The 12,540-nt window shown below is 63.4% G+C and carries 12 protein-coding genes; 8 read left to right on the forward strand and 4 right to left on the reverse strand.

Features of this window, described 5'->3' with window-relative positions:
- Positions 1 to 18: 18 nt before the first annotated feature.
- The 7 genes from argC (at position 19) to ACGYK7_RS12660 (ending at position 6,077) form a co-directional block, all read left to right on the forward strand.
- The gene (gene argC / locus ACGYK7_RS12630) at positions 19 to 1,047 is read left to right on the forward strand and encodes an N-acetyl-gamma-glutamyl-phosphate reductase (protein WP_394402634.1); all 1,029 of its coding nucleotides are present in this window, start codon (positions 19 to 21) and stop codon (positions 1,045 to 1,047) included.
- Positions 1,044 to 1,487, forward strand: a complete 444-nt coding sequence (ccmE, locus tag ACGYK7_RS12635) for a cytochrome c maturation protein CcmE (RefSeq protein WP_394402635.1) — start codon at positions 1,044 to 1,046, stop codon at positions 1,485 to 1,487. Before argC ends, ccmE begins: the two co-directional genes overlap by 4 nt.
- An 83-nt stretch (positions 1,488 to 1,570) precedes the next feature.
- A complete protein-coding gene (locus ACGYK7_RS12640) occupies positions 1,571 to 2,182 on the forward strand; it encodes a holin-associated N-acetylmuramidase (RefSeq protein ID WP_394402699.1) in 612 nt (203 codons plus the stop codon).
- Positions 2,173 to 2,748: a holin family protein gene (locus ACGYK7_RS12645; RefSeq protein ID WP_394402637.1), complete on the forward strand. Its 576-nt coding sequence runs from the start codon at positions 2,173 to 2,175 to the stop codon at positions 2,746 to 2,748. Before ACGYK7_RS12640 ends, ACGYK7_RS12645 begins: the two co-directional genes overlap by 10 nt.
- A gap of 74 nt (positions 2,749 to 2,822) precedes the next feature.
- Positions 2,823 to 4,787: a heme lyase CcmF/NrfE family subunit gene (locus ACGYK7_RS12650; RefSeq protein WP_394402639.1), complete on the forward strand. Its 1,965-nt coding sequence runs from the start codon at positions 2,823 to 2,825 to the stop codon at positions 4,785 to 4,787.
- Positions 4,784 to 5,236, forward strand: coding sequence for a cytochrome c-type biogenesis protein (locus ACGYK7_RS12655; RefSeq protein ID WP_394402640.1), 453 nt, complete (start codon positions 4,784 to 4,786; stop codon positions 5,234 to 5,236). The genes ACGYK7_RS12650 and ACGYK7_RS12655 overlap by 4 nt, the downstream gene beginning before the upstream one ends.
- Positions 5,237 to 5,303: 67 nt before the next feature.
- Positions 5,304 to 6,077, forward strand: coding sequence for an enoyl-CoA hydratase-related protein (locus ACGYK7_RS12660; protein WP_394402641.1), 774 nt, complete (start codon positions 5,304 to 5,306; stop codon positions 6,075 to 6,077).
- A gap of 3 nt (positions 6,078 to 6,080) precedes the next feature.
- Here ACGYK7_RS12660 and ACGYK7_RS12665 read toward each other — a convergent pair whose 3' ends face one another.
- The 3 genes from ACGYK7_RS12665 to gltX form a co-directional block, all read right to left on the reverse strand.
- Complete coding sequence (locus tag ACGYK7_RS12665; RefSeq protein ID WP_394402643.1) at positions 6,081 to 6,380, reverse strand: hypothetical protein; 300 nt, start codon at positions 6,378 to 6,380, stop codon at positions 6,081 to 6,083.
- Between the two features lie 471 nt (positions 6,381 to 6,851).
- Positions 6,852 to 8,147 (reverse strand): citrate synthase, encoded by a 1,296-nt coding sequence (locus ACGYK7_RS12670; protein ID WP_394402644.1) that lies wholly within the window; start codon positions 8,145 to 8,147, stop codon positions 6,852 to 6,854.
- 114 nt (positions 8,148 to 8,261) lie between these two features.
- On the reverse strand, positions 8,262 to 9,662 hold the full coding sequence (gene gltX, locus ACGYK7_RS12675; protein ID WP_394402646.1) for a glutamate--tRNA ligase: 1,401 nt from the start codon (positions 9,660 to 9,662) through the stop codon (positions 8,262 to 8,264).
- A 115-nt stretch (positions 9,663 to 9,777) separates the two neighbouring features.
- Between gltX and ACGYK7_RS12680 the strand changes: the two genes are divergently transcribed.
- Positions 9,778 to 11,805, forward strand: a complete 2,028-nt coding sequence (locus tag ACGYK7_RS12680) for a ComEC/Rec2 family competence protein (RefSeq protein WP_394402648.1) — start codon at positions 9,778 to 9,780, stop codon at positions 11,803 to 11,805.
- Here the strand turns inward: ACGYK7_RS12680 and lexA are convergent.
- Complete coding sequence (gene lexA, locus ACGYK7_RS12685) at positions 11,799 to 12,494, reverse strand: transcriptional repressor LexA (RefSeq protein ID WP_394402650.1); 696 nt, start codon at positions 12,492 to 12,494, stop codon at positions 11,799 to 11,801. The two genes, ACGYK7_RS12680 and lexA, sit on opposite strands and share 7 nt — an antisense overlap.
- Between the last annotated feature and the right edge of the window lie 46 nt (positions 12,495 to 12,540).

A 12,540-nucleotide genomic window follows, 5' to 3' on the forward strand; every position in this document is an offset into this window, starting at 1 on the left:
CGAACAAGGGGACAGACCATGACCCAGAACATCGCCATTCTTGGCGCCTCCGGCTATACCGGGGCAGAACTCATCCGGCTGATCGCTGGCCATTCCTCTATGCAGATCAAGGCTTTGGGCGCAAATTCTAAAGCGGGCCAGTCCATGGCCGAGGTCTTTCCCCATCTGCGTCACCTCGATCTTCCCACATTGGTCACGATCGAAGAGATTGACTTTTCGCAGATCGACCTGTGCTTTTGCGCATTGCCCCATAAGACCAGCCAAGAGGTGATCGCGGCGCTACCCAAAGACCTGAAGATCGTCGATCTTTCCGCCGACTTCCGCCTGCGCGATCCTGAGGATTATGCCAAGTGGTATGGCAATGAACATGCCGCCCTTGAGCAGCAGAAAGAGGCGGTCTACGGCCTCACCGAATTCTACCGCGAAGAGATTGCCGCCGCGCGGCTGGTGGCGGGGACGGGCTGCAATGCGGCCACGGGGCAGTTTGCCCTGCGCCCGTTGATCGCGGCGGGGGTGATTGATCTGGATGATATCATTTTGGACCTGAAATGCGCCGTTTCCGGTGCGGGGCGGTCGCTAAAGGAAAACCTGCTGCATGCGGAGTTGAGTGAGGGCTATCACGGCTATGCGCTTGGCAGCACACACCGGCATCTGGGGGAGTTCGATCAGGAATTTTCGGCCCTTGCCGGGCGGCCTGTGCAGGTGCAGTTCACCCCGCATCTGGTGCCTGCGAACCGCGGCATTCTGGCGACCTGCTATGTCAAAGGTGATGCGCAGTCGATCTATGAGACGTTGCAAAAAGCCTATGCCGATGAACCCTTTATCGAGGTGTTGCCCTTTGGCGAAGCGCCCAGCACGCGGCATGTGCGTGGCTCGAACTTCTGTCATATCGGCGTGGTGGCCGACCGTCAAACTGGGCGGGCAACGGTGGTCGCGGCGCTGGATAATCTGACCAAGGGCTCTAGCGGACAAGCCTTGCAGAACGCGAACCTGATGCTGGGTCTGCCAGAAACCGACGGGCTGATGATGGCCCCGCTCTTCCCATGAAGAGCCTCAAGAAACAGCGCCGGATCCAGATCATCGCCGTGGCGGCGGTGGCCTTGGTCCTGTCGACCGCCTTGATCGGCTATGCGCTGCGCGACGGGATCAACTATTTCCGCGCTCCGAGCCAAGTCATCGCCGAACCGCCGGGCCCATCAGAGGTGTTCCGCATCGGCGGGCTGGTCGAAGAGGGGTCGCTAAAACGCGGGCAGGGCGAGCAGATCAGCTTTGCCGTGACCGATGGCGGGGCTTCTGTTCCGGTGGTTTTCACGGGCGTCTTGCCCGATCTCTTTGAAGAGAACCAAGGCATGGTCGGCACCGGCAGCTATGTCGGCGGCGTGTTCAAAGCCACTGAAATCCTTGCAAAACATGATGAGACCTACATGCCCAAGGAAGTGACGGACGCGCTGAAAGAGCAGGGCGTTTATCGCGAACCCGAGGGCTGACCGTTGCGCGCAACGCGCGGGGGCGTGAGCATCGGTTAACCAATCCGGCGGAGCCTGTTTGCATGCAAAACAGGAGAGCCGCGATGCAGTCCGTGCGTGAGATCGCCAGCGCCATCGTCGCCCGCGAGGGCGGCTTTGTGAATGATCCCGATGATCCCGGCGGGGCGACGAAATACGGGGTGACGATCCATACCATGCGCCGTTTGGGGCTCGACCTGACCGGCGATGGGTCGGTCAACGTGGCGGATGTGTGGCGCCTCAGCCGCGCGCAGGCGGTCGATATCTTTGTCCGGCATTACTTCAACGCGCCGCGTATCGCCGAACTGCCCGCGCCTTTGCAGCCGAGCGTTTTCGACATGTATGTCAACGCTGGCAGCAATGCGGTGAAAATCCTGCAAAACCTGCTGCGCGAGATGGGGCAGGACATCAGTGCCGACGGGGCGATCGGCCCACAGACAATCCGCGCCGCTCATGCCGCCTGGCAGGTCGCCCCCGATCATCTGGTCGACGCCTACGGCATCGCGCGGCGCAACTATTACTTTCGCCTTGCCGACCGCCGCCCCGCCAGCCGCAAATACGCCCGCAGCCGGGCGGGGGGCAAGGGCGGCTGGATCCGGCGCGCAGAGGAGTTCATCGCACCGCAGTATCACATGAGCGACGCCGATTTCGCACGGAGGGTGGCACAATGGGGCTGATCGAACGTATCTTCACGACGATCTTCGGCGGTGAGCGGAACGTCATCCGCGACACGGTCGAAGTGTTCCGCGAGAATGCCGAGGCCGGGGCGCAGCGCGCCCATGTGGTGCAGGGCCAAGCCATGGCGCAATATGGGGCCGAGTTTGCCCAAGCGCGGCAAGGTGGCTTTGACCGCTTCATGGATGGGGTCAACCGGCTGCCGCGCCCGATGCTGGCGCTCGGCACGCTCGGCCTGTTCGTCACCGCCATGGTCAATCCGCTGTGGTTCGCCGAACGGATGCAGGGGATCGCCTTGGTGCCCGAGCCGCTTTGGTGGTTGTTGGGGGTGATCGTCTCCTTCTATTTTGGGGCGCGGCAGCAGGTGAAATCGCAGGAGTTTCAGCGTGCCATCGTTGGCACCATCACGCGGGTGCCGCAGGTGGTCGAAAATATCGAAGCCTTGCGCGAGATGCGCGCCGATAGCCCTCGGGTGGCCGACACAGGTGCCGACAGCCGTCTGGCCCTCGCCGCGGTTGCACCGTCGGAGAATGCGGCCCTTGAAGCCTGGCGACGCAGCCGAGGCTGACTGCGACCGATTGACCGTTTTTCACGTTTGATTTGCCATGGCTTAGGGGGCGTCGGCCCCCTATAGTCCGGCCCATGATTACAGAGCTTGGACATTTCGCGCTGGTGCTCGCCTTTGGCGTGGCGCTTGTACAGATGGTGGTGCCGATGTGGGGTGCTTGGCGGGGCCGCGCGGGCTGGATGGCTGTGGCCGAACCGGCGGCGGCGGCGCAATTTATCTTGATCGCCCTGTCCTTTGGCGCGCTGATGTGGGCCTTTGTCACCTCGGACTTCAGCCTGCAATTGGTGGTGGCCAACAGCCATTCCGCCAAGCCGATGCTTTATAAAATCAGCGGTACATGGGGCAATCACGAAGGGTCGATGCTGCTGTGGGTGCTGATTGTGGCGCTCTTCGGGGCGATGGCCGCGTGGTTCGGCGGCAACCTGCCGCCGCGGCTGCGCGCGCGGGTGCTCTCGGTACAGGCGGCGATCGGAGTGGCCTTTCTGGCGTTCATCCTTTTCACCTCGAACCCCTTTCTGCGCATGGGCACGCCGCCCTTCGACGGCCAAGACCTGAACCCGCTCTTGCAAGACCCCGGTTTGGCCTTTCACCCGCCGTTTCTCTATCTCGGCTATGTCGGCCTTAGCATGGCTTTCAGCTTCGCCGTGGCGGCCCTCATCGAGGGGCGCGTGGATGCGGCTTGGGGCCGGTGGGTGCGGCCCTGGACGCTGGCGGCTTGGGTGTTTCTGACCATCGGCATCGCGCTTGGGTCTTGGTGGGCCTATTATGAGCTTGGCTGGGGCGGTTTCTGGTTCTGGGATCCGGTGGAGAACGCCTCCTTCATGCCTTGGCTCTTGGCGGCGGCGCTGTTGCATTCCGCCATTGTGGTCGAGAAGCGCGAGAGCCTCAAAAGCTGGACCATTCTACTCGCCATTCTCGCTTTCGGCTTTTCGCTGATCGGCACTTTTATCGTGCGCTCTGGCCTGCTGACCTCCGTCCATGCCTTTGCCAATGACCCCGAGCGCGGGGTCTTTATTCTGGCCATTCTGGGGATCTTTACCGGCGGGGCGCTGGTGCTCTATTCGCTGCGCGCCTCGGCGCTGGAGGCGAAAGGCGTCTTTGGCCTGCTGAGCCGCGAGACCGCCCTTGTGGTGAACAACCTGCTCCTCGCAGTGGCTTGTTTCGTGGTTTTCGTTGGCACCATGTGGCCGCTGGTGGCCGAGATGTTCCTCGACCGGAAACTCAGCGTCGGCCCGCCGTTCTTTAACGCCGCGTTTACCCCTTTCATGGTAGCGCTCGGCCTGATCCTGCCGATTGGCAGCGCGATGCCATGGAAACGCGCCAAGATCATGCGCGCGCTCTACCCGCTGCGCTATGCCTTCCTGCTGGCGCTGGCGCTTGGGGGGCTGGCCTTTGCCGTGCAGACCGGGCGCGGCCTGCTGGGGCCTGTGGGCCTGTTCCTCGGGGCGTGGCTGGTGATGGGCACGGTGGTCGATGTGATGCAGCGCCTTGGGCGCGGTCCGGGCAAGCTGCGCCGTCTGCGCCGCCTGCCGCGTGCGGATTGGGGCAAGGCCACCGCGCATGGCGGGCTGGGCGTCACCATGGCCGGGATCGCGGGGCTGATGGCCTGGGCCGTGGATGACATCCGCGTGGCCCGGATCGACGCGCCTTTTGACGTGGGCAGCTACACGCTGACCCTGCGGGACGTAAGCGAGGTTCGGGGGCCGAACTACCTCAGCACCATGGCTGAGATTACGTTGGCGCAGGACGGCAAGCTGATCTCGACCCTGCGACCTGAAAAGCGGTTCTACCCCGTGGCGCAGATGCCCACGACCGAGGCGGCGATCGACTATAACCTCGCGCGCGATGTCTATGTGGTGATCGGCGATGCGCAGGACGGCGGCGGTTGGGCCGTGCGGACCTATATCAAGCCGATGACCAATTGGATTTGGATCGGCTGCGCGCTCATGGCGCTTGGCGGGGTGCTGAGCCTCAGCGACCGGCGCTTCCGGGTCGCGGCGGGTGCGCGCAAGCAGCCGGCGGGGGTGCCTGCGGAATGAAACGGCTGCTGCTGATCCTTACGCTGCTCGCCAGCCCCCTCTGGGCAGTGCAGCCTGACGAAATGCTCGACGATCCCGCGTTGGAAGCCCGCGCGCGGGAGTTGAGCCAGGGTCTGCGCTGCCTTGTTTGCCGGAACGAGAGCATTGACGAGAGCAACGCGAGCCTCGCGCGCGATCTGCGCATCTTGCTGCGCGAGCGGCTGGTGGCGGGCGACAGCGACGCAGAGGCGGTGGATTTCATCGTCGACCGATACGGTGAATATGTGCTGCTGAACCCGCAGGCGACCGGGGCCAATTGGCTGCTTTGGGGGGCGGGGCCGTTGATGCTCTTGCTGGCCGGGGGGCTGGGCGTGATCTATCTGCGTGGTCGCGCCCGCAGCAAAACCCCAAGCGAGGCGCCCCTCTCGGCAGAGGAAGAAGCCCGCCTGCGCGATATTCTCGACCGCTGACGCCCCGTTGCACTGGCAGCTGCACATTGCTTTGATATGCTGCGGCCAAGCAATCGAGGATAGCAAGATGGACTATGAAACGATCACCTATGCGCTGACCGACGGTGTCGCGCTGATCACGCTGAACCGCGCCGATAAGATGAACGCGCTCACCACACAAATGCGGGCGGAGCTGACCCATGCGGTGACCGAAGGCGGGCGCGCGGCGCGGGTCGTGGTTCTGACGGGAGCGGGGCGTGCCTTTTGCTCGGGCCAAGACTTGGCCGACCGGGCGGGCGGCGTGGCCGATCTGGAGAAAACCCTGCGCGAAGAATACGCGCCGCTGCTGCGCGCCATCATCAACTGCCCGGTGCCGACCATCGCCGCCGTGAACGGCCCGGCGGCGGGGGCAGGGGCGAATATCGCGCTGGCCGCCGATGTCGTCTTTGCCAGCGAGAGCGCCTATTTCATGCAGGCCTTCACCCGCATTGGCCTGATCCCCGACGCGGGCGGCACCTATGCGCTGCCGCGGCAGATGGGCATGGCCAAGGCGATGGGGGCGGCCCTCTTTGCCGATAAGATCACCGCGCGGCAGGCCGATGATTGGGGCATGATCTGGCAGGCGGTGCCCGATGCGGAATTCGATGCCCATTGGCGCGCCAAGGCCGCGCAACTGGCGGCTGGCCCGACGGCGGCCTATGCCGAGGCGAAAAAGGCGATCCGCGCCTCTTGGGACAATGGGTTGGAAGATCAACTCTCGCTTGAGGCTGAAGCGCAGGGCCGCTGCGGCAAGTCGCAGGACTTTGCCGAGGGGGTGACCGCCTTTACCCAAAAACGCAGCCCCAAGTTTCAGGGGCGCTGAGCGCTAGCAGCTCCGCTCGACCAGCAGCACGTCACTCGCCGAAGGCGCCGGGCCATTGGCCCGCGCCACCACCGCCACGGCGACCCCATCCGCCAGAACCGTATGAACCGAGTTCGAGACCTGCGCGATGGTGATGCGCGGCGGGGTCTGGCCCTTGTCATAGACCACGGCGATCTGATCGCAATCATGCAACGTATCGGGGACAAGCGCGCCCTGCGGGCCGGGGATGTTCTCGGTCTTTGCGGGCGTCAAGCCGGTGGCACAGTCCCAGCGAAGCCCTTTGGTGCGGTTCGTTGCGGTCATCCTGCTTTCCCTCGTCGCGGCCCGACTGCACTGCTGGGCGTCTGCAATGGGGTGGACGCCAACCGCACCGCGAAAGAGCGAACCCCTTCGGCAGTGCCGCAATGATGCCCGTCCCACCCCGAAAGGACATCTTGAAAAGAAGCTACCGCCGCGGGGGGAAACCCGTCAAGCGGGTCGGGCAGATTGTCACGCAGCCCGAAACAGTGCCGTAATTTGGCCGTAATTTCCGCCTCGGTGTTTCGCGTCCGGCAAAACGCTTGGAAACATTAATGGAATTTCCGGGGCATTGCTCACAGCGCAAGACAGGGGAGCAAGTTTCGCGATTCGCGCGGGCGGACTCAGTCCCTCCACCGGCGGCGCCATTGTTGCCCTAGGGTCAACGAGTTCAATCATAGGTATTGTCGGGAACGGCGGGAGAAACGCGAAACGCCCCGGAAATCCGGGGCGTTTGCAAAGTCACCGAAAGCCGGTTCAGCGGTTTTCGATATCGACGTAATCGCGCTTGTCTTCGCCGAGGTAGAGCTGACGCGGACGGCCGATTTTGAGCTGCGGATCGCTGATCTGCTCTTTCCATTGTGAGATCCAGCCCACGGTTCGCGCCAGTGCGAAGATCGGGGTGAACATCGACGTGGGAAAGCCCATCGCTTCGAGGATGATGCCGGAATAGAAATCCACGTTCGGGAAAAGCTTCTTCTCCGCGAAATACGGATCTTCGAGCGCGGCTTTCTCCAATTCCTTGGCAACCTGCAGGATCGGGTTGTTTTCCACGCCGAGCAGTTCGAGAACCTCGTCGGCGCTTTCCTTCATCACGGTCGCGCGGGGGTCGTGGTTCTTGTAGACGCGGTGGCCAAAGCCCATGAGACGGAAGGGGTCGTTCTTGTCCTTGGCGCGGGCGATGAACTCTGGGATGCGATCGGGCGTGCCGATTTCCTTGAGCATCTCAAGGCAGGCTTGGTTCGCGCCACCATGCGCCGGGCCCCAGAGGCAGGCGATGCCAGCGGCGATACAGGCGAAGGGGTTCGCACCGGAAGACGATGCCAAACGCACGGTCGAGGTCGAGGCGTTCTGCTCGTGGTCGGCGTGTAGGGTAAAGATCCGGTCCATCGCGCGGCTGAGGATCGGGTTGACCTCATGCTCTTCGGCGGGAACGGCAAAACACATGCGCAGGAAGTTCGACGCATAGTCAAGGTCGTTGCGCGGATAGATGAAAGGCTGGCCAATGGTGTATTTATAGGCCATCGCCGCGATCGTCGGCATCTTGGCGATCAGGCGGATCGTGGCGACCTCACGCTGGTGCTCGTCGTTGATGTCGGTGCTGTCGTGATAGAAGGCCGACATTGCGCCAACCACGCCCACCATGATGGCCATCGGATGCGCATCACGGCGGAAGCCGCGGAAGAAGTTCATCATCTGCTCGTGCAGCATGGTGTGGTTGGTCACCAGACACTCGAAATCTTCCAGCGCCTTGGGGGAGGGCAGCTCACCGTAAAGCAGCAGGTAGCAGACTTCGAGGTAATGCGACTTCGAGGCCAGTTGCTCGATCGGGTAGCCGCGGTGCAGCAGCACGCCCTTGTCGCCGTCGATGAAAGTGATCGTGCTGTCGCAAGCCGCGGTCGAGGTGAAGCCCGGGTCGTAGGTAAAGACACCTGCCTGCGCATAGAGCTTGCGGATATCGACGACATCGGGCCCGTCGGTGGGGCTGTGAATCGGCAGATCGAAGCTCCGATCGTCGATCGTCAGCGTTGCGGTTTTATTGTTATTGGTCATGAAATCCCTTCCCGAATGTAGGCTGCGGAGATGCCCCCGCCGTCTGGGCCTAGCCCCAAATGGGGCTGTCCCGTTCAGTTATACCTGTCGCCCAAAGAAGTGGTGAACCAAAACTTAGGCCGCGGCGTCCGTCAGTCGGGCAAGGGTCTCATCGCGCCCCAGCACCAACATCATGTCAAAAACCGATGGGGTGACTGCCCTGCCAGCCAAGGCCGCCCGAAGCGGCCCCGCCAGCTTGCCAAATTTGGTGTCATGCGCGGCAGCAAAGCCGTTCAGTACCTCCTCCAGCGTTTCTTTGTCCCAGCTAGCATTTTGCAATTGCGGCGTCAATTCCGACAATATGCCACGGGATACCGAATCGAGATTCTTTGCCGCTTTCTCATCCGGGGTGATCGGGCGCTCGGCCAAGACAAAGGCCGCTTTTTCAAGCAGTTCAGGGAATTTCTTCGCGCGATCTTTCAGGCAGTACATGGCCCGTTCCAAACCCTCGGCCTGACCTTCGGTCAGCGCGGGCTCGCCTGCCGCTTCAATATAGGCTTCGATCTCGCGCCGCAGCGCGGCATCATCGGCCTGCGCGATATGCTGACCGCAGAGGTTTTCCAGCTTTTTAAGGTCAAACTGCGCGGGGCTTTTACGGATGCCGTCCAGATCGAACCATTCCTGCGCCTGTGCATCGGTGAAGAATTCGTCATCCCCATGGCTCCAGCCAAGGCGGGCGAGGTAGTTGCGCATGCCCGCTGCGGGATAGCCCATCACCTGATATTCCTGTGCGCCCAAGGCGCCGTGGCGTTTCGACAGCTTCTTGCCATCCGCGCCGTGAATCAGCGGGATATGCGCCCAGACCGGCACGTCCCAGCCCATCGCCTCATAGATCATCATCTGGCGGGCGGCGTTGTTGAGGTGATCGTCGCCGCGCACCACATGGGTCACGCCCATATCGTGATCGTCCACCACCACGGCCAGCATATAGACCGGCGTGCCGTCCGAGCGCAGCAGGATCATATCGTCGAGCTGGTCGTTGCGGATGGTGACATCGCCTTGCACCTGATCGCGGATCACGGTGGTGCCTTCCAGCGGGGCCTTGATGCGGATGACGTAAGGCGCGTCCGGATGGCTTGCCGGATCGGCGTCGCGCCACGGGGAGCGGTAGAGCGTGCTGCGCCCTTCGGCCTTGGCGGCCTCCCGGAAGGCGGTGATTTCTTCTTGGCTGGCAAAGCACTTATAGGCTTTTCCTGAGGCCAGCAGTTCCTGCGCGACTTCGGCGTGGCGCGATGCAGTCTCGAACTGGCTGACGATTTCGCCATCGTGGTCAAGACCGAGCCACGACATGCCCTGCAGAATCGCCGCGGTCGCTTCGGGGGTGGAACGGGCGCGGTCGGTGTCTTCGATGCGCAGCAGGAATTTACCCCCCCGGCCGCGGGCATAGAGCCAGTTGAACAGGGCGGTCCGCGCCCCGCCGATATGCAGGAACCCGGTGGGAGACGGGGCGAAACGGGTCACAACAGGGGCGTTCATGGCGGCGGGCCTTTCGGTCAGAGATATGGTGTTTGGAGCGGCGTTTACCAATTGGTAACCATCCCGGTCCTAGGATTTGACGCCTGTCTACCCAGTGCGATCCGCGGGGGCAAGCATGGGCCTTTGGAACCAGTTTAGCACCGTGATGCTGCGCCAGCGCGGGCATCTGTTTTGCTGGGTGCCGGTCTGCCTCGCCTTGGGGATCGGCTGGTATTTTTCGCTGCGGGCGGAGCCTTCGGGGGTGATGCTGGCTGCGGTGGCATGTCTCGTGGTCGCGCTGGCGGTCGTCGCGCGGGCGCTGCCCGAGGCGACGGCCCCCTTTGCAGTCGGCGCGGCTTTGGTCCTGCTGGGAGTGCTGCTGGCGGCGTTTCGGGCGCATTCGGTCGCGGCCCCGGTTCTCGGCTGGCGCTACTATGGCCCGGTCGAGGGGCGTGTCGTCGCGCTTGACCGTAGCCAATCCGACGCGCCGCGCGTGACGCTCGATCAGGTGCGGTTGGACCGGGTGCCGCCCACGCGCACGCCGCCCCGGGTTCGCGTCTCACTCCATTCGACGCTCCCCGGTGCAATTGCCCCGCGCCCCGGCATGCAGGTGATGACCACGGCGCATCTGTCGCCCCCCGCAGGCCCGGTCGAGCCGGGCGGTTTCGATTTTCAGCGCCATGCGTGGTTTGCCGAGTTGGGCGCGGTGGGCTACACCCGCGTGCCGCTCTTGGGGATGGCGGAGCCTGTGGGAGGAGGCATCGCGCTGTTCCTGTTCCGGCTGCGCATGGCCGCCTCCGCGCGGGTGCGCGCCCATCTTCCCGGCGATATCGGAGGTTTCGCTGCCGCCATCACCACTGGCGACCGCAGCGCGATTTCGCAAGACGCCTTGCAGGATCTGCGCAGCAGCAATCTGGCCCATCTTTTGGCAATCTCGGGCCTGCATATGGGGTTGCTCAGCGGCGTCGTCTTCGGCGCGGCGCGCCTGTGTCTCGCGTTACATCCGGTGACCGCCACCCGTTGGCCCAGCCGAAGCATCGCCGCCGGGGCCGCCCTGATCGCCGCCACCGGATACCTCGCGCTCTCGGGCGGAAATGTCGCGACCGAGCGGGCCTATATCATGTGCGCCGTTGCACTATGCGCCCTGATGATCGGGCGGCGGGCGATCTCTCTGCGTGCCGTCGCGATCGCGGGCATCATCGTGCTGACCCTACGGCCTGAGGCGCTGATGGGACCGGGGTTTCAGATGTCATTCGCCGCGACCACGGCGCTCGTCGCCGTTTTTGGCTGGATCCGCGACTTCGAAGGTGAGGTCATTCCCAAACGCCTCCGCCCCGTTGCCGCGGTGGTGATCTCTTCGGCTGTTGCGGGGCTTGCCACCGCGCCCATATCCGCCGCGCATTTCAACACGATCGCGCATTACGGATTGGTGGCGAACCTGCTCTCGGTCCCCTTGATGGGGGTCTTGGTCATTCCCGCCGCCGTGCTCGCGGCGATCCTTGCACCCTTCGGCGGTGAAGGGATACCGCTTTGGATGATGGGTCTGGGCCTTAAGTGGATCCTATTGGTCGCGGATGTGGTGGCGCATCTCCCCGGCGCGCGCAGCTTCGTGCCGGGGCCGGGGGGCTGGGTGTTGCCGCTCCTGTCGCTCGGGTTTCTTTGGGTCGTCCTGTGGCAAAGCCATCTGCGCTGGCTTGGCTTGCCCGCAATCTTGCTGTCTTTCACCCTCTGGCAAGGAACCACACGCCCTGACGTGCTTGTTGCCGACACGGGCACGCTCGTGGGTGTCATGACCCCGGCGGGCAGGGCGCTCAGCAAAGACAAAGCCGCGGGTTTCGTCGCGCGCAATTGGTTGGAGAATGACGGCGATGGCGCGGATCAGGCCGTGGCCGCGCAAAGATGGGCGGACCAAAGAGCAGGTATCATCCATCTATCCGGAAAACGGGCGGTCGCCACCTTCAGCGGCTGCCAAGCCGAGGAGATCGTGATCGCCTCCGCCGAGATTCAGACCGCCCGAAATTGGGCATGCCAGGTCTACGATTCCAAGCGCTTGCGCGAGACCGGCGCGATCGCCCTCAACAAATCGCCCAACGGTTGGCAAGTCACCACCGCGAAAGACCGCGCCGGGACGCGCTTGTGGAACAGCCGCCCGCCGCGTCAGTAGGTGCGGATCAACCCGACAAGACGCCCCTGAACCTTCACCTTGTCCGAGGGCAGCACCCGCGTTTCATAGGCAACATTGGCGGCTTCCAGAGCCACGGAAGACCCCTGTCTGCGGAAACGTTTCAGCGTGGCCTCTTGATCCTCGACCAAGGCCACCACGATATCGCCATTGTCAGCGACGGAGGTTTCGCGGATCACCACGATATCGCCATCGTTGATACCCGCCTCGATCATCGAGTCGCCGCGCACCTCGAGGGCGTAATGCTCCCCCTGACCGGCGATCATCCCGCCGGGCACCGTGACGCTATGGGAAACTTGCGAGATCGCCTCGATCGGGACACCGGCAGCGATCCGGCCCATGACCGGCACATCGAACGCGTGATGCGCGGTGACCGGTTGCGCCGAGGGCGGAGGCGGGGCGTCGGGCCGGTCCCCGTCGATCACGCGGGGGGCGAAACCGGGCGCACCGCCGAGGCTCTCGGGCAGTTTGACCACTTCGATCGCACGGGCACGGTGGGCAAGACGCCGGATGAAACCGCGCTCCTCCAATGCTGTGATCAGCCGATGGATCCCGGATTTCGACCGCAAGTCGAGTGCCAATTTCATTTCATCAAAGCTGGGCGGCACGCCGTCGCGCTGGACGCGTTGGTGGATGAAAGAAAGCAGATCGAGTTGTTTTTTGGTCAGCATCGCGCGGCCCCTGAAGCTTTTATTGCTTTTGTTCTAGGGATGTTCT

This window comes from Sulfitobacter sp. 1A15299 (genome assembly GCF_043556915.1).
GTDB lineage: Bacteria > Pseudomonadota > Alphaproteobacteria > Rhodobacterales > Rhodobacteraceae > Sulfitobacter.

Excerpts from the sequence above, each read along its gene's own strand:
- ACGYK7_RS12680 (WP_394402648.1), top strand. The coding sequence starts at position 9,778 with ATGGGCCTTTGGAACCAGTTTAGCACCGTGATGCTGCGCCAGCGCGGG.
- ACGYK7_RS12670 (WP_394402644.1), bottom strand. The coding sequence starts at position 8,147 with ATGACCAATAACAATAAAACCGCAACGCTGACGATCGACGATCGGAGC.
- gltX (WP_394402646.1), bottom strand. The coding sequence starts at position 9,662 with ATGAACGCCCCTGTTGTGACCCGTTTCGCCCCGTCTCCCACCGGGTTC.
- ACGYK7_RS12645 (WP_394402637.1), top strand. The coding sequence starts at position 2,173 with ATGGGGCTGATCGAACGTATCTTCACGACGATCTTCGGCGGTGAGCGG.
- ACGYK7_RS12640 (WP_394402699.1), top strand. The coding sequence starts at position 1,571 with ATGCAGTCCGTGCGTGAGATCGCCAGCGCCATCGTCGCCCGCGAGGGC.
- ACGYK7_RS12650 (WP_394402639.1), top strand. The coding sequence starts at position 2,823 with ATGATTACAGAGCTTGGACATTTCGCGCTGGTGCTCGCCTTTGGCGTG.
- ACGYK7_RS12660 (WP_394402641.1), top strand. The coding sequence starts at position 5,304 with ATGGACTATGAAACGATCACCTATGCGCTGACCGACGGTGTCGCGCTG.
- ACGYK7_RS12655 (WP_394402640.1), top strand. The coding sequence starts at position 4,784 with ATGAAACGGCTGCTGCTGATCCTTACGCTGCTCGCCAGCCCCCTCTGG.
- ccmE (WP_394402635.1), top strand. The coding sequence starts at position 1,044 with ATGAAGAGCCTCAAGAAACAGCGCCGGATCCAGATCATCGCCGTGGCG.
- argC (WP_394402634.1), top strand. The coding sequence starts at position 19 with ATGACCCAGAACATCGCCATTCTTGGCGCCTCCGGCTATACCGGGGCA.
- lexA (WP_394402650.1), bottom strand. The coding sequence starts at position 12,494 with ATGCTGACCAAAAAACAACTCGATCTGCTTTCTTTCATCCACCAACGC.
- ACGYK7_RS12665 (WP_394402643.1), bottom strand. The coding sequence starts at position 6,380 with ATGACCGCAACGAACCGCACCAAAGGGCTTCGCTGGGACTGTGCCACC.